General features: G+C 64.9%; 21 protein-coding genes, 2 tRNA genes and 1 other RNA gene. 12 read left to right on the top strand and 12 right to left on the bottom strand.

Annotation, left to right across the window (positions count from 1 at the left end; all coding sequences use genetic code 11):
* Together ABZU43_RS09645 and ABZU43_RS09640 are read left to right on the top strand one after the other, a co-directional pair.
* The gene (locus ABZU43_RS09645; RefSeq protein ID WP_355006094.1) at window positions 1-684 is read left to right on the top strand and encodes an ABC transporter ATP-binding protein; all 684 of its coding nucleotides are present in this window, start codon (window positions 1-3) and stop codon (window positions 682-684) included.
* A complete protein-coding gene (locus tag ABZU43_RS09640; protein WP_355006051.1) occupies window positions 684-1883 on the top strand; it encodes an ABC transporter permease in 1200 nt (399 codons plus the stop codon). The genes ABZU43_RS09645 and ABZU43_RS09640 overlap by 1 nt, the downstream gene beginning before the upstream one ends.
* A 122-nt stretch (window positions 1884-2005) precedes the next feature.
* Here the strand turns inward: ABZU43_RS09640 and deoD are convergent, their stop codons facing one another.
* Window positions 2006-2713: a purine-nucleoside phosphorylase gene (deoD, locus tag ABZU43_RS09635; RefSeq protein WP_074315244.1), complete on the bottom strand. Its 708-nt coding sequence runs from the start codon at window positions 2711-2713 to the stop codon at window positions 2006-2008.
* A 75-nt stretch (window positions 2714-2788) separates the two neighbouring features.
* Between deoD and ABZU43_RS09630 the strand changes: the two genes are divergently transcribed.
* Window positions 2789-2875: transfer RNA gene (locus ABZU43_RS09630), tRNA-Ser, on the top strand.
* Window positions 2876-3088: 213 nt separating this feature from the next.
* On the opposite strand, the gene ABZU43_RS09625 is transcribed toward ABZU43_RS09630, so the two are convergent.
* From ABZU43_RS09625 to ABZU43_RS09590, 8 genes are all read right to left on the bottom strand, one after another.
* Window positions 3089-3607, bottom strand: coding sequence for a histidine phosphatase family protein (locus ABZU43_RS09625; protein ID WP_355006093.1), 519 nt, complete (start codon window positions 3605-3607; stop codon window positions 3089-3091).
* Between the two features lie 66 nt (window positions 3608-3673).
* Entirely contained in the window at window positions 3674-4480 is an 807-nt protein-coding gene (locus tag ABZU43_RS09620; RefSeq protein ID WP_355006050.1) for a PEP/pyruvate-binding domain-containing protein, read from the bottom strand.
* On the bottom strand, window positions 4477-6021 hold the full coding sequence (locus tag ABZU43_RS09615) for a PEP-utilizing enzyme (protein WP_355006049.1): 1545 nt from the start codon (window positions 6019-6021) through the stop codon (window positions 4477-4479). Before ABZU43_RS09615 ends, ABZU43_RS09620 begins: the two co-directional genes overlap by 4 nt.
* 23 nt (window positions 6022-6044) lie before the next feature.
* A complete protein-coding gene (locus ABZU43_RS09610) occupies window positions 6045-6449 on the bottom strand; it encodes an HIT domain-containing protein (RefSeq protein ID WP_355006048.1) in 405 nt (134 codons plus the stop codon).
* Window positions 6442-7176: a hypothetical protein gene (locus ABZU43_RS09605; protein WP_355006047.1), complete on the bottom strand. Its 735-nt coding sequence runs from the start codon at window positions 7174-7176 to the stop codon at window positions 6442-6444. The genes ABZU43_RS09610 and ABZU43_RS09605 overlap by 8 nt, the downstream gene beginning before the upstream one ends.
* A gap of 282 nt (window positions 7177-7458) precedes the next feature.
* On the bottom strand, window positions 7459-8208 hold the full coding sequence (locus tag ABZU43_RS09600; RefSeq protein WP_355006046.1) for an SDR family oxidoreductase: 750 nt from the start codon (window positions 8206-8208) through the stop codon (window positions 7459-7461).
* Between the two features lie 246 nt (window positions 8209-8454).
* Window positions 8455-8985 carry a hypothetical protein gene (locus ABZU43_RS09595; protein WP_355006045.1) on the bottom strand — a complete coding sequence of 177 codons (531 nt, stop codon included), beginning with the start codon at window positions 8983-8985 and terminating at the stop codon, window positions 8455-8457.
* A 56-nt stretch (window positions 8986-9041) separates the two neighbouring features.
* Window positions 9042-9596 carry a hypothetical protein gene (locus tag ABZU43_RS09590; protein WP_355006044.1) on the bottom strand — a complete coding sequence of 185 codons (555 nt, stop codon included), beginning with the start codon at window positions 9594-9596 and terminating at the stop codon, window positions 9042-9044.
* Between the two features lie 157 nt (window positions 9597-9753).
* On the opposite strand from ABZU43_RS09590, the gene ABZU43_RS09585 reads away from it, so the two are divergent.
* The gene (locus ABZU43_RS09585; protein WP_355006043.1) at window positions 9754-10401 is read left to right on the top strand and encodes a DUF1349 domain-containing protein; all 648 of its coding nucleotides are present in this window, start codon (window positions 9754-9756) and stop codon (window positions 10399-10401) included.
* A 36-nt stretch (window positions 10402-10437) separates the two neighbouring features.
* On the opposite strand, the gene ABZU43_RS09580 is transcribed toward ABZU43_RS09585, so the two are convergent.
* Together ABZU43_RS09580 and ABZU43_RS09575 are read right to left on the bottom strand one after the other, a co-directional pair.
* The gene (locus ABZU43_RS09580; protein ID WP_355006042.1) at window positions 10438-10629 is read right to left on the bottom strand and encodes a DUF397 domain-containing protein; all 192 of its coding nucleotides are present in this window, start codon (window positions 10627-10629) and stop codon (window positions 10438-10440) included.
* A complete protein-coding gene (locus tag ABZU43_RS09575) occupies window positions 10620-11387 on the bottom strand; it encodes a helix-turn-helix transcriptional regulator (protein WP_355006041.1) in 768 nt (255 codons plus the stop codon). The genes ABZU43_RS09580 and ABZU43_RS09575 overlap by 10 nt, the downstream gene beginning before the upstream one ends.
* Before the next feature lie 197 nt (window positions 11388-11584).
* On the opposite strand from ABZU43_RS09575, the gene ABZU43_RS09570 reads away from it, so the two are divergent.
* The 7 genes from ABZU43_RS09570 (at window position 11585) to ABZU43_RS09540 (ending at window position 17886) form a co-directional block, all read left to right on the top strand.
* Window positions 11585-11824 (top strand): flavin reductase, encoded by a 240-nt coding sequence (locus ABZU43_RS09570; RefSeq protein WP_355006040.1) that lies wholly within the window; start codon window positions 11585-11587, stop codon window positions 11822-11824.
* 76 nt (window positions 11825-11900) lie between these two features.
* Entirely contained in the window at window positions 11901-12680 is a 780-nt protein-coding gene (locus ABZU43_RS09565; RefSeq protein ID WP_355006039.1) for a pentapeptide repeat-containing protein, read from the top strand.
* Window positions 12681-12819: 139 nt separating this feature from the next.
* Window positions 12820-14226: a peptidoglycan-binding protein gene (locus tag ABZU43_RS09560; RefSeq protein ID WP_355006038.1), complete on the top strand. Its 1407-nt coding sequence runs from the start codon at window positions 12820-12822 to the stop codon at window positions 14224-14226.
* Window positions 14223-14891: an ABC transporter ATP-binding protein gene (locus ABZU43_RS09555; protein ID WP_355006037.1), complete on the top strand. Its 669-nt coding sequence runs from the start codon at window positions 14223-14225 to the stop codon at window positions 14889-14891. The genes ABZU43_RS09560 and ABZU43_RS09555 overlap by 4 nt, the downstream gene beginning before the upstream one ends.
* A complete protein-coding gene (locus tag ABZU43_RS09550; RefSeq protein WP_355006036.1) occupies window positions 14884-16101 on the top strand; it encodes an FtsX-like permease family protein in 1218 nt (405 codons plus the stop codon). Before ABZU43_RS09555 ends, ABZU43_RS09550 begins: the two co-directional genes overlap by 8 nt.
* Before the next feature lie 375 nt (window positions 16102-16476).
* Window positions 16477-16839, top strand: coding sequence for a hypothetical protein (locus ABZU43_RS09545; protein ID WP_355006035.1), 363 nt, complete (start codon window positions 16477-16479; stop codon window positions 16837-16839).
* A gap of 78 nt (window positions 16840-16917) precedes the next feature.
* The gene (locus ABZU43_RS09540) at window positions 16918-17886 is read left to right on the top strand and encodes a hypothetical protein (RefSeq protein WP_355006034.1); all 969 of its coding nucleotides are present in this window, start codon (window positions 16918-16920) and stop codon (window positions 17884-17886) included.
* Window positions 17887-18024: 138 nt separating this feature from the next.
* Here ABZU43_RS09540 and ABZU43_RS09535 read toward each other — a convergent pair.
* Window positions 18025-18112: transfer RNA gene (locus ABZU43_RS09535), tRNA-Ser, on the bottom strand.
* Window positions 18113-18194: 82 nt separating this feature from the next.
* On the opposite strand from ABZU43_RS09535, the gene ffs reads away from it, so the two are divergent.
* An RNA gene (gene ffs / locus ABZU43_RS09530) (signal recognition particle sRNA small type) lies at window positions 18195-18284 on the top strand.
* Window positions 18285-18367 lie beyond the last annotated feature (83 nt).

Below are 18367 nucleotides of genomic sequence, written 5' to 3'. Positions count from 1 at the left end.
GTGATCGTGCTCGACCGGGTCAGCAAGCGGTACGCCGGCGGCGTCGTCGCGCTGGACGACGTGTCGCTGCGGGTCGGTCGCGGCGAGTTGGTCGCGATCGTCGGCCCATCCGGATCGGGCAAGTCGACCATGTTGCACCTGATCGGCACCCTGGACCGGCCGTCGTCGGGCAGCGTGCTCATCGACGGGTACGACGCGGCGAAGCTGACCGACCGGGAGTTGTCCGCGCTGCGGGCCACCCGGATCGGCTTCGTCTTCCAGCAGTTCCACCTCGCTCCCGGCGTCCCGGTCGTGGACAACGTGGCCGACGGGTTGCTCTACTCCGGCGTACCGCTGCGGCGGCGTCGCGAACGGGCGGAGGCCGCGTTGGTCCGGGTCGGCCTGGGCAACCGGTTGGGGCACCGGCCGCACGAGCTGTCCGGTGGGGAGCGGCAGCGGGTGGCAGTGGCCCGCGCGGTGGTCGGCGAGCCTGCGGTGCTGCTCGCCGACGAGCCGACCGGCAACCTGGACTCGCACTCCGGGGCCGGGGTGTTGGAGTTGCTGCACGATCTGCACCGGGCCGGCACCACCGTCGTGGTGATCACCCATGACCGGGAGATCGCGGGAAATCTGCCCCGGCAGGTGCGGATGCGCGACGGCGCGGTGCGGCACGACTCGGCTTTCGTACCGGGCGGGGTCGACTGATGGCGACGCTGACCCCGGCCCGACTGCGGCCGATGGACGTCGTGCGCGTCGGTGGGGTGGGGCTGCGGACCCGTCCGCTGCGGGCGTTCCTCTCCGCGTTGGGCATCGCGATCGGCATCGCGGCGATGATCGCGGTGGTCGGCATCTCCTCGTCGTCCCGAGCCGAGTTGGAGCGGGCGCTCGACGCGCTCGGCACCAACCTGCTCACCGTCGAGGCGGGCACCACACTGTTCGGCGCGGACGCGCAACTGCCTGAAGAGTCGATCGCGATGATCGGGCGGATCGGCCCGGTGACAGAGGTGTCCGCCACCGGGCAGGTGCCCGACGCCAAGGTGTACCGCTCGGACCGGATCCCGACGGCGGAGACCGGTGGCATCGCCACCCGGGCGGCCCGACTGGACCTGCTCGGCACCGTGGGAGCCAAGGTGACCACCGGCACCTGGCTCAACGAGGCGACCGCCCGCTACCCGGCGGTCGTGCTCGGCGCCACCGCCGCGCAGCGGCTCGGGATCACCTCAGCGGACCCGCAGGTGCAGGTGTGGTTGGGTGGGCGGCCGTTCACCGTGGTCGGCACCCTCGCCGCCGCACCGCTCGCCCCGGAGCTGGACACGTCGGCGTTGGTCGGCTGGGCGGCGGCGGCCGAGTACCTGGGCTTCGACGGTCACCCGACCACCGTCTACACCCGGGCGCAGGAGTCGCAGGTCGACGCGGTCCGATCGGTGCTCGGCGCGACCACCAACCCGGAGGCTCCGAACGAGGTCGAGGTGTCCCGGCCCTCGGACGCGCTGGCCGCCGCCGAGGCGACCGACGACGCGTTCACCGGCCTGTTGCTGGGCCTGGGAGCTGTCGCCCTGCTGGTCGGCGGGGTCGGCGTGGCGAACACCATGGTGATCTCGGTGCTGGAACGCCGAGCCGAGATCGGCCTGCGCCGGTCACTCGGCGCCACCCGTGGTCAGGTACGGGCCCAGTTCCTCACCGAGTCGCTGCTGCTCTCCGCGCTCGGCGGGATCGGCGGGGTGGTGCTGGGCATCCTGGTCACCTCGGGCTACGCGCTGTCGCAGGGCTGGCCGGCAGTGGTGCCGGCCTGGGCGATGCTCGGCGGGGTGGGCGCGACAGTGGTCATCGGCGGCTTCGCCGGCCTCTACCCGGCGGTGCGTGCCGCCCGCCTCGCGCCGACCGAGGCGCTGGCCGCCGTCTGACTTGCTGGCCGCCGTCCGACTTGCTGCGGCCCGGTGGTCTGATGCGAAAGAGCGTGATGACTGGGAGTCATCTTGATGCCTCACAGTCATCACGCTCTTCGCGGTATTGCCGCCCGAACAGGTCAGGCGATGATCGTGTCGAGGGCGATCTCGACCATCTGGCTGAAGGTCTGCTCGCGCTCCTCCGAGGTGGTCTTCTCGCCGGTCTTGATGTGGTCGCTGACGGTCAACACGGTCAGCGCGCGGGCCTTGAACCGGGCGGCGATCGTGTAGAGCGCCGCCGACTCCATCTCCACCGCCAGCACGCCGTAGTCGGCGAGGGTGTCGTACAGGTCCGGCCGGTCGGTGTAGAAGGCGTCCGCCGCCAGGATCGGCCCCACGTGCATGGTGATGCCGCGCCGCTCGGCCACCTCGACCGACGTACGCAGCAGCCCGAAGTCGGCCACCGGGGCGTAGTCGATCAGCCCGTCGAAGCGCATCCGGTTCATGTTCGAGTCGGTGGACGACCCGATCGCGGCCACCACGTCCCGCAGTTGCAGGTCGGTGCTGAGGGCACCACAGGAGCCGACCCGGATCAGCGTCTTCACGCCGTACTCGTTGATCAACTCGTGGGCGTAGATGGAGGCCGACGGCATGCCCATGCCGGAGCCCTGGACGGAAACCTCGACGCCGTTCCAGCGGCCGGTGAAACCCAGCATGCCCCGAACCGTCGAGTAGCAGGTAGCGCCCTCGAGGTAGGTCTCCGCGATCCACTTGGCCCGCAGGGGGTCGCCCGGCATCAGGACCCGCTCGGCGATCTCGCCCGGCTTCGCGCCGATGTGCGTACTCATGGCAAAGATCCTGCCAGGCCGGCCCGGGCGATACCGGTTCGGCGTCGGAACCGGCGGTCCTGTACCCTCGTCGGCGGTGGCGTGTCCGAGCGGCCTAAGGAGCACGCCTCGAAAGCGTGTGAGGGTTAACGCCCTCCGAGGGTTCAAATCCCTCCGCCACCGCTCTGTAGTGCAGAAACGCCCGGTCGATCCGCGAGGATCGACCGGGCGTTTCGTTCGTGGCTGAGCCCGGGCTGTCTCACACCCGCAGAGCGCGTGATGCTCAGACCCAACCGGTTCGACAGCAAGACGACGGCGACCACGACCCTGGGCAGGAGCTTTCCACGACGACGGCGCGACGCCTGCAGCGCCTGACAGTCGAATAGGCTAAGGGAACTACGGCTCGTCCTGCACGTGATAGGGCCAGCCTGGTCGCCACCGCCCTGAGCCACGCCAATCCTCGGATAGGGCTTCCGCCCAGGACTTCCCGTTCAGAAGGACCTCCAACGCAAGCTGCGTGCCCTGGTGGCCAACAATCGCAATGTTGGAGCCAGGAGCACCACCCTCGCGGAGACCCTCAACGAAGCTTGCGACGCGTTCCTGAACGTCTAACAGGGACTCCCCTCCGGGAAAGGGTTCCTCAACGTGATTATGGATACAAGAGAATACCTCACTGGCGGCCGCGCCCGTCATTGCACCATAGTCACACTCCCGCAATCGGGAGTCGATTTCGATCGAATATGCAGGCTCGAATATGATCTGCGCTGACATGATTGATCGCGCGAGGTCTGAGGTGAACACGCCATCAAAGGTGGTCGGTGCAATCTGATGGCGAAGCTGGGCACATTCCCCCCGACCCCGCAGGGACAGCTCTCCGGGCATCCAGCCAGTGGCGATGTTAGCCTCGTTGTCCAACGTCGTGCCATGAGCGAAGAACGTTACGATGAAACTCAACGTGACTCCTCTGGGGGCCCAGTTCCGCTACCAGATCGAATTGACCAGCCTACGAGATTGGATTACCCACAACTGGTTATCGTCCGCAGCCCATTCAACGTCCTGCGCTGTACCGAAAAGCTTCTCGATCTCTGAGACGCATGCTTCTACGGATCTGAGCAGTTCTACGGGAGCTCCTTCACTTCCAGACACCAACTCGCGAGCTCGCGCGGCATTTCGGAATATGACGTACCTGTTGCTGTCGGCAGTGTCTGACGCGCCACCGCCTAGACCTCGGCCAAATTCGATCACCATGGCCGTCATGCCTCTGTAAATCGTAGATGAATGAGCGACTCCACTCCACCGCGCTTCAACCAATTCCTGGACTACAATCGCCATCCCAGAAGAGGAGGGTTTGATTCCAGTAAGGCGACGATAAAGTGCGGCACGAGGGGTGTCATAGGAACGGACAACATCGGTTATCGCTGTCGCTAGTTCCTGATGCTCCCGATCAATCCCGAGAACCGACTCGTACATCCCGGCGCAGCTCGTGCGCTCGCCATCCTCGCCGACGGCCGAGCTCCTGACGACGAGTGGATAGGACTGATCACGAATCGGTAGGTGCTCCATAAGGCGAGAAAGAGTTTGATTCTGTACTGCCTTCGGATTGTTGGCTATATCCGCGGCGGCGCTAGCCGATAGTGCTGCACCGTCCGGCACGGGAAATCCCAGCTGAATCAACCTCCCCAACTTGACGGCTTTTCCGCCGTATGCTGAAGGATCACCGGCCTCCGAAAGTTGGACAATGGGCAAGGCTTTACCAGGTCCAATGGCGACGCCTGCACCACCGGTCATGTGAGAACCTTGACGACACCTCGACTGCCATCAACCTCGATGAACATGCCTGTTCGGAGAATTTGCGAGGCATTCCTGACCCCGACGACCGACGTGATGGCCAACTCTCTGCAAATCGTTGCGGCATGTGAGGTGATGCCCCCGCGAGATGTGACAACCGCTTGCGCCGAAATCATCAAATCAAGCATGTCCAGGTCCGTGGCTTCGCTAACCAGCACATAATCGTCGGATAGAAGCGCCTCAGATCTATCAAACATCGAGCGGTCGAGCACGATACAGCGACCTCGGCGAACACCGGGATATACCGGTTCGCCAGTCAGATCGCCGGCCAGAACAGGCGCGGCATCGTTCGAAAACCCAAGCCAATCCTCTGTAAGGCTGGGCGAGGTGCTGATGCAGACGCCGTCAGCGGACCAAAGGGCCAGACATTCGTTGGACCGGTTCCCAATACCTGGGTGGGACTGTCCGCGACTCGTCACGTATTCGACCAACTCCTCGGGCATCATTCGGCGCAGATCCCATTCCCTTGTAGCCGTCACCTCGGCAGCTAGGCGAAGGAAATCATCCAGGATGGGGAACAGGCGGAGCTGGGCAATGCGCCGCCTCAGCTTGAGGTACCCGATCGTTCTATAGAAGCGAAACAACGAGACAAGTTCCTTGTCCATGTCCAGCGCTCTGCTGAACTTGTGCGGGGCAACATTGCCCTCACCCAGTTGAGAACTCGGGCGGCTGCGGGCAACGTTGACATCCCGCACAAACCTGGCAAGAAAATCGTCGAATGCGGGTGGACTGCGGCGCACGTATCCGTGGTAAGAGAGGAACCTCTTGTTGTCAAATTCGAGCTTTAAGCGCGAGAGGACGTCAGGCGAGAGTAGTTGATGAGCAAGGCCTGGGTTCTCGGACATGGTTTCAAGGTCTGTCTCCGACAATTCAGAGGTGGACAGCTGCCGTATGAGGTGCACATATCCGGCGCCCGATAGAACCCCCGTACGAGCCGGTTTTCCTGGGTCGCCGAGCGTGAGACTGACGAAAGCCCGTGATACGTCGTCGGACGTAACATCTTGCTCAAGTCGATCAGCTAGAAGCGATTTGAGATGATCCGTGAACCAAGGGCGGCCCCGGTCAAGCACCTCAGGTATCCGAGCTACAGAATACAGCTTTCGTAACTTTCGATCGTGTGCCTCGTAGAAGCGCATGGCAGTCGGAAGTTTGGTGAAACCTCGACGATGACTCAAGGAAGTCTTGCGTGCATATCGCTCGAATTCGCTGACCTTGTCCGCAAGGCTGGCGATCATTTCACAGGCAACGTCGCCCTCACGCAATTGTTCGATGAGTGCAAAGGCGCGTTTTCTTGCCTCGTGGTCTTCGACAAAATAAATCTCCTTAGTGCCATGGTAGACGGAGATGAGGCGACCGTATCGCGTGGCATGGTCGCCGAAGGCTCCGGTGGCGGCTCTGAGGAAATATGACGAGTAGTGGAGGTCCTCGTCCAGGTTGACAGAGCCTACTAGCCAGTCGGAGGACGGTAGGGGAAAATTCAACGGGCACCACCTCAGAAGGGGTCTTAGTCGACTTCAGCTGCGGTAATGGCTTCTCGTTGTTGTCGCACCCAGTAGCGGATGCCCAGGCCGCTTTGTGGATCAGTAGCAAAACGTGGGATTACGTGTAGGTGGGCATGCTGAACTGTCTGCCCAGCAACTATTCCAACGTTCCAGCCTACGGTGTATCCGTCGGGGTTAAATTCTCTTTCCAGGTAGGCCTTGGCGTCAAGCAGCAACTTGTGAATATCCGCTACTTCATCTGCTGTCAGGTCAAATAACGTTCTAGCGTGGCGCTTCGGAACTATGAGGCCGGATCCGAGGATCGGCTCGTTAGTCAGACGTCGACTATAGATCGCGAGGTCTGTTTCTATAAAGAATGCTCCACGTCGGAGGTCGTCCAACTCGAAGGAGTCCCTGAGCTCACCCATCGTCTGCAACTCCTACGTTCGAACCAGTAGAGGGAGCGTTGCGCACGCTTCCCCGCTTCGGATATTCCTGGGTGTTCGTACCGTGGGGGCCGAACGACCCAAGGCGTTTTCTACTCTCCTTTGTAACCCTTATCTCACCGTAGGTCTTTCGCTGGTGTGGGTTGTTGAAGTAGGTTCCTGTGATTTGGTTCTCCTCGGTATTGACGACTAGATCCATCACACCGTTGTGAGTATGCAACGTTCGGTACTGTGTCGTTATCGGTTGATTCAAGTAAAGGCTGTATAGCCTCATCGGCCCGCCGGTGCCGTTCCGCACAAACCCAGCTACCAGGCTGTGCGTGACGGCGTTTTGGTCATAGTACCAAACATCGATGGAGGTCAGAGTCTGCCAGATTTCAAGCACCATATAGTGGTCGAACTGATGGTTTGTGTAGGTTGATCTGAGGTGGCCAGTCCAGCGCCCCGATACATCTGGGGTGTCGATTCCGAATAGCTTCCTGACCAGTCTTGGTCGCCAGAGCCATTTATTGAATGCCACCACGACCAAAAAAGCGGGTCCGATTGCGAAACTCGCGGATGCCACGACCTTCGAGGGTGCAATCGACAGGTGAACGCCGCGCGTGAGTTGATAATGTGCTGCCGCTGCAAGCGCATATACTAGGAAGTAGACCGTAAACAGGCTGCGCTGCGGAATCAATTCCCCATCCTTCCGCGGCTCAATCACCACGGCGGCTGCCGCATAGCTGAGGCTACGGGGCGGCGTGTCCGCGAGTCTGACAAGAACCCGACAGTTTCTGGTTGTGAATCCTGGTATTCAGGCCGAACGATCATGGGCGGACATCTGGCACTCGTTGTCGTCAGCACGCCATCGCACGGTCCGGGACGCGACGGCAAATCTCCTGGTTGCCACGATTCGTGAGCTCCTGGAGTTCCCGCTCATCCCTCCGCCACCGCTCTGTAGTGCCGAAACGCCCGGTCGATCCGCGAGGATCGACCGGGCGTTTTCGCGTCAGAGCTGCTGCTCGCCGCCGTCGACGAACAACTCGCCGCCGGTCATGAAGCTGCTCTGGTCGGAGGCGAGGAAGAGCGCGGCGTTGGCGATCTCGTCCGGGTGTGCCATGCGCTGCATGGGCACGCCCGAGGCGATGGTCTTCAGCAGCCCGGGGGCCTCGGCGGGGCTGGGCGCGAGGCCGGCGAGCCCGGGGGTCTCGGTCGAGCCGGGCACCAGGGTGTTGACCCGGATCTTCCGGCCGATCAGCTCGGCGGCCCAGGTGCGGCCGAACGAGCGGATGGCCGCCTTGGACGCCGCGTAGACGCTGAACGCCGGGGTGCCGTTGCTCGCGGCTGTCGAGCCGGTGAGCACGATCGACGCGCCCTCGTTGAGCAGGGGCAGGGCCTTCTGCACAGTGAAGACGGTGCCGTAGATGTTGGTGTCGAAGGTGTTGGCGACGTGCTCGACCGTGATCGAGTCGAGCGACCGGAACTCTCCGCCGCCGGCGTTGGCGAACACCACGTCCAGCCCGGCGCCCCGTTCCTCGATCGCCCGCATCACCCGGTCCAGGTCGTCGAGCTTGCTGACATCGCTGGCGATGCCGGTGACGTTCGCGCCGATGCTGGCGACGGCCTCGTCCACCGGGCCCTTGCGGCGGCCGGTGACGAAGACGTACGCGCCTTCGGCGGCGAAGCGGCGGGCGGCGGCCAGGCCGATGCCCGTGGTGCCCCCGGTGACGAGGGCGGTCTTGCCGTTGAGCTGTCCCACGATGGATCTCCTCTGTCGGCGTCTGGTGGTGCGCGGCCGGCCGGGCCTCCTGCAGTTCTGTACCGGGCGGTACGTATCCGACCGTAGTAACCGTCGACCAGGTCCACAAATTTCTGTACCGATCGGTTTTTTTCCGTGAGGAGGTGTTCCGCAAGGCCGTGGCCCGCTACGCCGAAAGGGACATGGGTTACGCGCGGGACGCCTTCGCCCAATCTTGAGCGGAACGGCTCGACAGGTCAGCCCGGCTCAGCACGGGCCCGTCCCCTCGTGGAAGAGGCGGCGGGCCCAGTCCGCGTACCCGGCTATGGTTTTTCGGACCGTGCGCCCGTCGTGCAGGAACAGGTACGCGCGGTCGCCGCTGCGGGCGAGCAACCCGTCGAGCCGGTGTGTCCCCTGTGGAGCCCGTAACCGGCTGACCTCCGGGTAGCGGTCCCAGACCTCGTCGACGGGCGAGCCCGCCGTTATGCCCTCCGGTGTCCGCATCGGGTCGCCGACCCAGAGCAGCACGAGTTTGTCCTCCACGAAGACCGGACTGACCGTGTCGTGGCCAGCGAGCATCGGCCCGCAGGCGTCCAGGCTGGTACGCAGGATGCCGCGTCGGGTCAGCTCGTCCTCGGTGACACCGAACTCGATGTTGCTGAGGCCGTTCAGGTCGATGATCTCCACGTTGCCGGCGGGCCGGCCGTTCGGAATCGACCTGGTGGGCGGTACGCCGCTGCCCGCTATCGAGGCAGCCGTCAACAGCGCGGCGATAAACGCAAATTGTCGCAATTTCATGGAATCCCCCAGTCCCCAACGGAACGGGAGCGTTCAGGTTGCTGCCGAACGCCGGATTACTGGTTTTCCCACTGTTCGACCAGCTCATCCCAGTAGTCGGCGCTGAGTCGACGCCGCCCGTGAGCCAGCCAACCCTCGGTGCTCCGCTCCAGATGCAACCCCAGTTCGGCGAACCTGTCGATCCAGGTGCCGGGCTCCACGCCGAGCTGAATCAGCGCACCGTTGATCGGCCAATGCTCGCGCGGCGCGCTCAACTCGTCGTCGAAGCACGGGCCCCAGGACAGTGCCCCGCCCAACCACACCGCTGCCGACTGGTAGCCGACCCCACCACCGAACTCCGCCTCCAGATAGGCCACCGGCCCCGACTGTGACCAGCGAGTCAGCACCTCGACCAGCGCAGTCGACAACACCAGGCCGAATGGACGCGCGGCGCTCCGGTCGTCAGTGGCGAAATCCGGCAACGACCCGGTCAGCTCGATCACCAACTGCGGGGTGACCGGCAGCAACGCGAAGTCCTGGCGCAGCCCGCCGAGGACCGCGTGATCCAGCTCGGCGGTCTGCTCGCGGAGCAGCTCGACGTCCGCGACCACCGCGCTGAGCTGGTAAGCCATGGAACCTCCGGTCGTCCACAGCCTGTGGATAGAACATGTGTACGACGGTTTCCCCGTCGTCGGTGCCTGGGACGGTACCGGCCGGAGGGTGGACGTGCCGGGCCCTGCTCGATCAGTGGGCATCGGCGAGCAGGGCGACCGTTGTACGGTCCTGGCCATGGTCAGTCAACTGAGCGTTCCCGGTGTGCCGTTCCCGCTCGTGCCCTCGTCCGCCGAGCTGTGGCGGGTCGACGAGGCGGCCGGCACTGTGGCGGTCGAGGCGCAGCCGCTCACGGACATCTTCATCGACCCCAGCACCGGCGCCGCCGACGCGGCCGGAACCACCACGGTCAGCGCCGAGTCGACGCTCAACGCCGCGACGCTGCTCGGGGACCTGCCGACGGGGGACTTCCAGTTCAGCGCCCGGGTCAGCGTGGAATTCGCCGCCACCTTCGATGCCGGTGTGCTCCTGCTGTGGCTCGACGAGCGGCGCTGGGCCAAGCTGTGCTTCGAGTTCTCCCCGGCGGGCGACCCGATGATCGTGTCGGTCATCTGCCGAGGCGTCGCCGACGACGCGAACGCCTTCGTCGTACCCGACCGGTCGGTGTGGCTGCGGGTCTCCCGGGTCGACGGGGTCTACGCGTACCACGCCTCGGTCGACGGTGAGACCTGGCAGCTGATCCGCGTCTTCCTCCTCGACCCCGACGCGTCTCGCGACCGGATCGGCTTCGCGGGCCAGTCCCCGACCGGTGAGGGGTGCAGCGTGACCTTCGACGAGATCACGTTCCGGGCAGAGCGTCTGGGCGATCTGCGCGACGGATCCTGACCTACCCGCCGCGGTGGGCGTGTGACCGGGCGCAGGTCAGGTGCGTCGGGTGAGCTGGCTGACGAACGCGCGCCAGGCCGTGGGCGCGAAGCCGAGCGCCGGGCCGGTCGGGTCCTTTGAATCCCGTACGCCGATGACGTCGGGAAGGTTGTCGGCGACCTCGACGCAGGCGCCGCCGTTGCCGCTGCTGCGGCTGCTCTTGCGCCACCGGGCGCCGTTCAGCTCCATGACTCCGCCACTTCCTGGATGAGTTGGACCGACTGCCAGTGGGACAACGCCTCGCCGCGCACGTTCTCCCATGCCGCCATCATGGCCGCGATGTCCTCCGGGTCGCTAGCCACTTGTCCCTGAAGTTGGTTGTCGAGGTAGCCGGCAACCCGGTGGTCGTGGCTGTGCGCGATCACGAAAGGTCCGTTGAGGCCGGCATAGGCGCCGACCGTGCTGGGCACCACGTGCACCCGGATGTGCGGCTCGACGCACGCCGCCGCCACGGCCAGCAGTTGCTCGCGCATCGTCGCCCGCCCGCCCACCGGGCGGCGGATGACCGCCTCGTCCACCACGGCCGTGAACTGCGGCGGGTCGTCCCGCTTGAGGATGCCCTGCCGGCCGAGCCGGACGGTGAGATGCCGCTCGATCTCACCGCGGGGGATCAGGCCCGCGTCGCCCAGCACCGCGCGGGCGTACGCCTCGGTCTGGAGCAACCCCGGCAGAACTGTCGACTCGAACCAGCGAAGCGACACCGCCTCGCGCTCGATCTCCTGCCACGGACGAAACCAAATGGGATCACGACGTCTTGAAGTGTCCGGCCAGATGTCCGACACGTCCTTGTGCAACGCCTCCGCTGCCGCCAGCCGATGGCGTGAATGCGGGATGCGGTCCTCGGTCAACCAGCGCCCCACTGTCTTCGGGTCGACGCCGACGGTCTCGGCGAGGGATTCGGTGGTGTGCCCGGTGTCGCTGAGCGCCACCCGAAGCGCGTCGTTCACGGCTCCTCCATCGGATGTCCTAAATATCTGGGAACCATATCGCTACGCGGTGTATCTGTCTCGTAACGCACCCAAGGGTGGTCCACAGAAGACGGCGTGGCCGGTGGAGGCGCAGGAGCCCGGCGGTCTGCGTCAGTCCGGGGTCGCCCCGACGGGGAGGCGGGGCGGCCCCCGTCCACCGCGAAGGAGGTCCACCCGTGCCCCGCCGCCACCGGAACCACCTGCCGACCCGACCGACCTGGCGCTGCGCCGCGTGCGGCATCGCCTGGCCCTGCTCAGCGGCGAAGCTGCGACTGCTGGGCGAGTACCGGAACGACCGGCTCGCGTTGACCGTCTACCTGGCGACGCTTCAAGCAGAGGCCGGCGAACACCTCACCGACGTCGACCCGGCACGGCTGACCGACCGCTTCCTCTCCTGGGCCCGAGCCCGCGCCTGACCTCGCCCGCGGACCGCGAAGCGAGAAGACGACAGGTTCCGGAGATCGGATTGGGGCGGCGAGGTGGTGTTCGGCGATGAGCGGGTACAGGCGGGCCAGTGACGGCGTGATTCGCTGGCCGGACAGCCCGGACGCGCAGAGAGCGCTGGAGGAGTGGTTCGCCGACGCTTCGACCACGGCGTACCTCTGCGGGGATCTTCTTGATTTTCGCGGCGCGGACCTCAGCGGTCTCGACGTGGCCGGCGCCAATCTCGCCAATTCTCACCTGGTCGGTGTCCGATTCGAGGAGGCCAACCTCGGTGACGCCAACCTGACCAACGCCGATCTTGAAGAGCCTCTCTGGTCGGCCCTGCGTCAAGCGCTAGCGGCCACGACTCTCCGTTGCTCACAATCGGCACGAAAGTCCATTCCGACCAAACCCGACACGGCTTGTGGCCTGCCAGAACTCCATGCTGGAGCGTCCAGGGCGACGAGTTGTGTGAGCCGAACCACGCGTGACCATGCCGCCGAATGTCCCATCGGACTCGATCAATTGCATCAAGCATGCACAATGCGGTGGATCCACGCAGGGCTGAGTTTGGGACCTCAGTACAGGAGTTGGAGGATCATGAACGGGGGCAAGCCGCAGCGTCCTGACGCTGCGCGACGAAGTTTGCTGCGCCTGCTGCTTTCCGGCGTCACGATCGAGATCGCAGCACGCGAGCTTCACATCTCCACCAGGACCGCAGAAGGTTATCTCAGTGAAATGCGTAATCTCACTGGGACTCGTAACCTATACTCGCTCGGTGCCTTTGCTGAACGCAACGGATGGCATCTCGACAGTCCGCTCACGGCAGGCGAAGGACTTTCGCCATGAAGGCCCTGTGATGAGAATTCCTGCTGTTCAGCTGTGCCGAAAATTCCTCAACCCTCCCGCCGTCGATCGCGAGGTCGAACTGAGGGTCAGCCCGGCGCGGTCGATTCGCCTACAGTGCTGCGGAACGGAGGAGGATTGAATGCAGGCGATGCAACAGGAGCCTGAGGTGGTGAAGGAGTCGACTGCGTCGGTGGCACCACTCGTCAGACGTCAACACATCGCCCTCGTCGTGGCCATTGCCTGCGCCCTGCTCGCGACCGGCGGCATGGTCGCATCGTTCTTCATCAAGTCACCGCAACAGCAGCTCGCCGAGTCGGGGCCGCCGCAAGCGTCCCTGATAACGGCGGAGGTCACCAAGCGCGTGCTGGAGTCGACCCTGGTTACTCGCGGGATGGTGGCCGCGGGCACCAATATCGAGGTGACTCCCGTCGTGGAGGATGCCGGTGCCCAGGTGGTCACCGCAGTCCGCGTCAAGGTCGGCGACGAGGTCGAGAGCGGTGCCGTGCTGGTGGCGGTCTCGGCTCGACCGCTGATCGTGTTGCCGGGTGCGCTGCCCGGATATCGCGATCTGAAGCCGGCCAGCGAGGGCACCGACGTCAAGCAGTTGCAGGCAGCGCTGGCGTCACTGGGCTATTCGACACGCGGCGACAAGGCCGGTTACTTCGGACCGAAAACCAAAGCCGCAGTGCGCAAGCTCTACGGAAAGGTCGGCTATGACGCAGCCGACACCGGCGGGCCCGGTGGCAAGGGAGACAAAGCTGCCTTGAAGTCAGCCGCCGAAGCGGTCACCGCTGCCCAGGAGGCGGTCGACGCCGTGCAGCGGCGCATCAACGCCAATGAAAGGGTCGGAGCGGCGGAAAAACCTCTTGCTCGACAGTTGAGGGACCTGAAAAGAGCTCTGGCGGACGCAAAGCAAGCGCGCAGCGATCTGGTCGCATCCACTGGCACGATGCTGCCGCTGTCGGAGTTCGTCTTCGTGCCCAGTCTGCCAGCGCGGGTCACCGCGTTCTCCGCGAAGGTCGGCGACGCGGTGGTGGCACCGCTCGTCACCCTGTCGGCTGGTCGGCTCGCGGTGCAGGTCAAGCTCCGTCAGGACCAGGCAGGTCTCCTCAGGCCGGGCATGCCGGTGCAATTGGGTGCCGAGACTCTCGGTAAGAATGCGGCCGGAGCTGTGGCAAGCATCGGAGAGGTGACGACCGACTCCGGCCAGACGGAGAGCGGCACCGATGATCCGGCCACCACCGGTACGCCATACGTGCCGCTCAGCATCACCCCAGACGACACACTGCCGGCAGAATGGGCTGGTCTCGACGTTCGGGTCACGATCACCGCGGCGCGGACCGACACCGAGGTGCTCGTGGTCCCGCTCTCCGGAGTGTCGGCCGGTGCGGATGGCAGGACGACCGTCTCAGTGGTGGATCCCGAGGGCTCTGTCACGCGTGTCGAGGTGCGCGCCGGGGTGTCCGGCGACGGCTTCGTCGAGGTGACACCCATCTCTGGGACCCTGGCAGAGGGTGCGCAGGTCGTAGTCAGTGACCAGCAATGAGTGCGGTGATCGCGATGCGCGGGGTGGGGCTGACCTACCCCGGTCCACCCCCGGTGGCAGCCCTGCATCCTGTGGATCTCACTGTCGAGCAGGGGCAGTATGTGACAGTGGTCGGGCCATCCGGCTCCGGCAAGTCGACTTTCCTCAACGTGGCGGGTCTGTTGGACCGACCGACCGAGGGCGTGTTCGAGCTGGACGACATCGACGTTGGCGGGTTGCGCGAGCGCGAGCGTACGGCGTTGCGTGGTGCCCGGATCGGGTTCGTCTTCCAGTCGTTTCATCTGCTTGCGTTCCGGACCGCGACAGAGAATGTCGCCCTCGCCCAGCTCTACAGTGGGGTCCCGCGGGCGGTTCGACTGGCGGCTGCCCGTGCAGCGCTCGAGCGCGTCGGACTCGCTCACCGTGCGGATGCCCTACCTGCCACCATGTCGGGTGGCGAGCGCCAGCGCGTCGCCATCGCACGCGCCCTCGTTCACCGGCCGAGCCTGCTGCTGTGTGATGAGCCGACCGGCAATCTCGACACGACCACGGCACACGCCGTGCTCGAGCTTCTTGACAACCTTCATAGCGACGGCATGACGCTGATCGTGATCACCCACGATCCGAACGTGGCCATCCGCGGCCAGCGCACAGTCACCATCCGTGATGGGCACCTGTATGAGTGACCTGCCCCGCTCCCGGATGTCGTGGCGTGATCTCGCCAACGAGGCGCTTGCCGGTCTGCTGCAACGTCCCGGGCGTTCGGTGCTCACGATGTTGGGGACCATCCTGGGTATCGGTGCCTTCGTGGCGATCCTCGGCCTCACCGCTACCGCGGGCGGGCAGATCGACAAGCGGTTCACAGTGCTGGCCGCGACTGAGGTGATGGTGCAGGACGTCGGCACGGGCGACACCAACGACCCCAGCTTGTCCTTCACCCCCGACGCCGCCGACCGGGTTCAGCGACTCAACGGCGTCGTGCACGCGGGGGTGCGCTGGACGCTTCCGTTGCGTAACCCGATCTTGAGTAACGCTCCTGGCGGAGACAGCACCGCCGCTGGTGGGCTCGGCCTGGTCGCGGCGTCCCCGGAGGCGTTGGCGGCGATGCATCCGACGATGAGGACGGGTCGTCTGTACGACGCGTTCCACACGTCGCGAGCCGAACGGGTCGCGGTGCTCGGGTCGGCCGCAGCGGCAAGGCTCGGCGTGACCCGGTTGGACGGGCACCCGGCCGTCTTCATCAATGGAGACCCCTACACGGTGATCGGGATCATCGAGAACGTGCGCCGTGCTCCAGAGGCCCTGCTCGCTGTCGTGTTACCAGCCACGACCGCGCTCGCCGCCTATGGTCCACCCGTCGACCAGCGCGCGGAAATGATCATCGAGACGCGCATCGGTGCGGCGCAGTTGATCGCGTCGCAGGCGGCGCTGGCGCTGCGGCCGGACGCTCCCGGTCGGTTCAAGGTGATCGCACCACCTGACCCTCAGGGACTGCGCGGCAACGTCACCTCCGACCTCAACGCGCTGTTCCTGCTGCTGGCCGCGATCTCTCTGATCATCGGTGCAGTCGGGATTGCCAACACCACGCTGGTAGCCGTGCTCGAACGCACGAATGAGATCGGCCTGCGTCGGTCGCTGGGTGCCCGGCCGGTGCACATCGGCACACAGTTCCTCACCGAATCGACCGCACTCGGGCTGCTCGGAGGACTCATCGGTGCGAGCCTCGGTGTCGCCGCCGTGGTGCTGACTGCGATCACGAACGAGTGGACGGCGGTCCTGCCCCCGTGGACCGTGTTCGCAGCGCCGGCGATCGGCGCGCTGGTCGGTCTGGCCGCTGGCGTCTATCCCGCGTTACGAGCCGCGTGGATCGAACCGGTCGAAGCGCTGCGTAGATGACCAGACGGAAATAGGCTTGTTCGAGCTGCTGCGTCCGGTTTCCGGGAATTATACATCCGGCATTCCTAGATCATTCTTCCGATGGTTTATCCAATTACCAGCACCGCCGTCAGGGCATGTATCGAGTGCGAGTCTTTGCTCGGGGTCGCGACTGCCGAAACCCGCAGTGCTTGGGTGAATGCATTGTTCTCTCGTGTTGACGCTTGTAGATTCGACGTACACGAGGGTGAGGGGACGGCGCTGCGAGCCATCCCCTCAAAATGCCCTCATCGTTGGTATCCCTTGAATGGAGTCAGGATGAGGACAGGAACGAGCCTACCAAGGCGGGCGGCGCAACTGCTAGCGGCGGTTTTGTTAGGGGGGAGCGCCGTCCTGGTGGCCGCCGCTCCGGCCCAGGCCACCACCACGCACTCCCCCTGTACCTGGGGCGACATGTGCTACTACTTCGCCTCCAACTACAGCGGCGCCCAGACCGGAGTCTGGGACTACAACGTGCCCGACCTGGCGTCGCCTGCCGTCTACTTCCGAGGCGGGGGCAGTGGTTCGGGCCAGCGGTTGTGGAACAACGCCGGGTCGGGTTACAACGCCGACGAGTACAACTGCGTCGCCGTGTACTTCAACCAGAACTACGGCACGCCGGCACTGTACCTGGCGAGATACGGCCAGTCCGGCTTCAGCAGCACCACACTGGGTGTCGTGAACAACGACAACCGTTCTCAGCGGAACTACTCCTGCTGATCTAAGGACAACCACCCGGCTGGTGGTGTGAGCCGAGAATGGCTCGCACCACCAGACCGTCCCTGGAGGAGACGACAGATGACAGATTTACGAGCCGTAGCGATCACGGCCGTGACGGCCTCCGCGCTGATCGTTGCCGGATGCAGCGCAGGAGGCGACCCCGACAAGGGCAACTCCGGTTTGGTGGCCTCTCCTCCTCCGGTCACCGGCACGGCTTCCGCGAGTTCTCCCAAGGGGCTTGTGCTGCCGCTCGAGGCATACCAGACCACAAACGCACAGGAGTTGATGCTGAGCCGCGCCCACGACGAACTGACCACCGCATGTATGCGGCGCTTCGGGTTCACCACCTTCACGTTGAATCAATCCGACTCGCCCCAGCAGTCCGGCCGCCCCGAGCAGATGACCCGTCGTTACGGGCCGGTCAGCGACGCCAAGGACGCCGCAGAGTACGGCTATCACCTGACCCCCGGCCAGAACCTCGCTCCACCTGCCAAATCGGCTGGTTCATCGAAGAGGACGTCCAGCGAGACGCTGGTCCTCACCGGCAGCGCAGGCGGGCCAAAGCCGCAGCCAGACGCCACCCAATCCACCAAGGCAACCTATGGTGGCGAGGAAGTACCGGCCGGCGGCTGTTACGGCGAGACGGGACGCAAACTCGCCGTCGACCCCAGCGTCAACATCAACTTTCCCCAGATTCTCGCGGTTTCCGCCTACGACCAGTCGCGCGCGGACTCGCGCGTAAGGGATGTCGTGACGAAGTGGTCGGCATGCATGAGCGAGAAGGGTTACAACATCAAGGACCCGGTCGATGCCGCTGCGGGCTTCTCACTCGACGGCGCGGCCTCGGCGAAGGAGATCCAGCAGGCGGTCGCCGACGTCGCATGTAAGGAGAAGGTCAAGCTGGTCTCGGTCTGGTTCTCAGTGGAAAGCGCTTATGCCCAGAAGCTGATCGAGCAGAATCAGCAGCAGTTGACTGCGGTACGCAATCAGTTGGATGTGCAGTTGCGCAACGCCGCTCAGACACTGGGGCAAGCGGTGCCCAGGTGATCAGGCCCCTGCCGCAGTGCCCGACCACCGAGCCGGCCGTCGGTCCGGATGCTCGGCTCCCACGTTGAGACGAGACCCACCAAAAACGACTCGGACCGGCCCCTGGGGGACCGGTCCGAGCGTTGTGCCTGACGGCGCTGGCGGAGGATACGAGATTCGAACTCGTGAGGGTGTAAACCCAACACGCTTTCCAAGCGTGCGCCCTAGGCCTCTAGGCGAATCCTCCGCGAGCCAGGATACAGGCCCGTGTCGGGCGGGCCACCCCACCACCCCCTGAAGATCGACGGGCGGTCGGGTAGGCTGGGCGTCACCTCCCGTGCGGCGGTATCTCGTGAACCTCCCCAGGGCCGGAAGGCAGCAAGGATAAGCGAGCTCTGCCGGGTGCACGGGAGGCCTTTTTGTCTGTGGGCCGGTTGATCCACTCGGCATCCCTGATGTCGCGGTGTCCCGGCCATGCGGACACCGCGGTTTCCAGGAAGCC

It is taken from the genome of Micromonospora sp. NPDC005205 (assembly GCF_040608275.1).
GTDB lineage: Bacteria > Actinomycetota > Actinomycetes > Mycobacteriales > Micromonosporaceae > Micromonospora.
The sequence above is the reverse complement of the archived record's forward strand: the minus strand, read 5'-3'. Positions and strand labels throughout refer to the sequence as shown.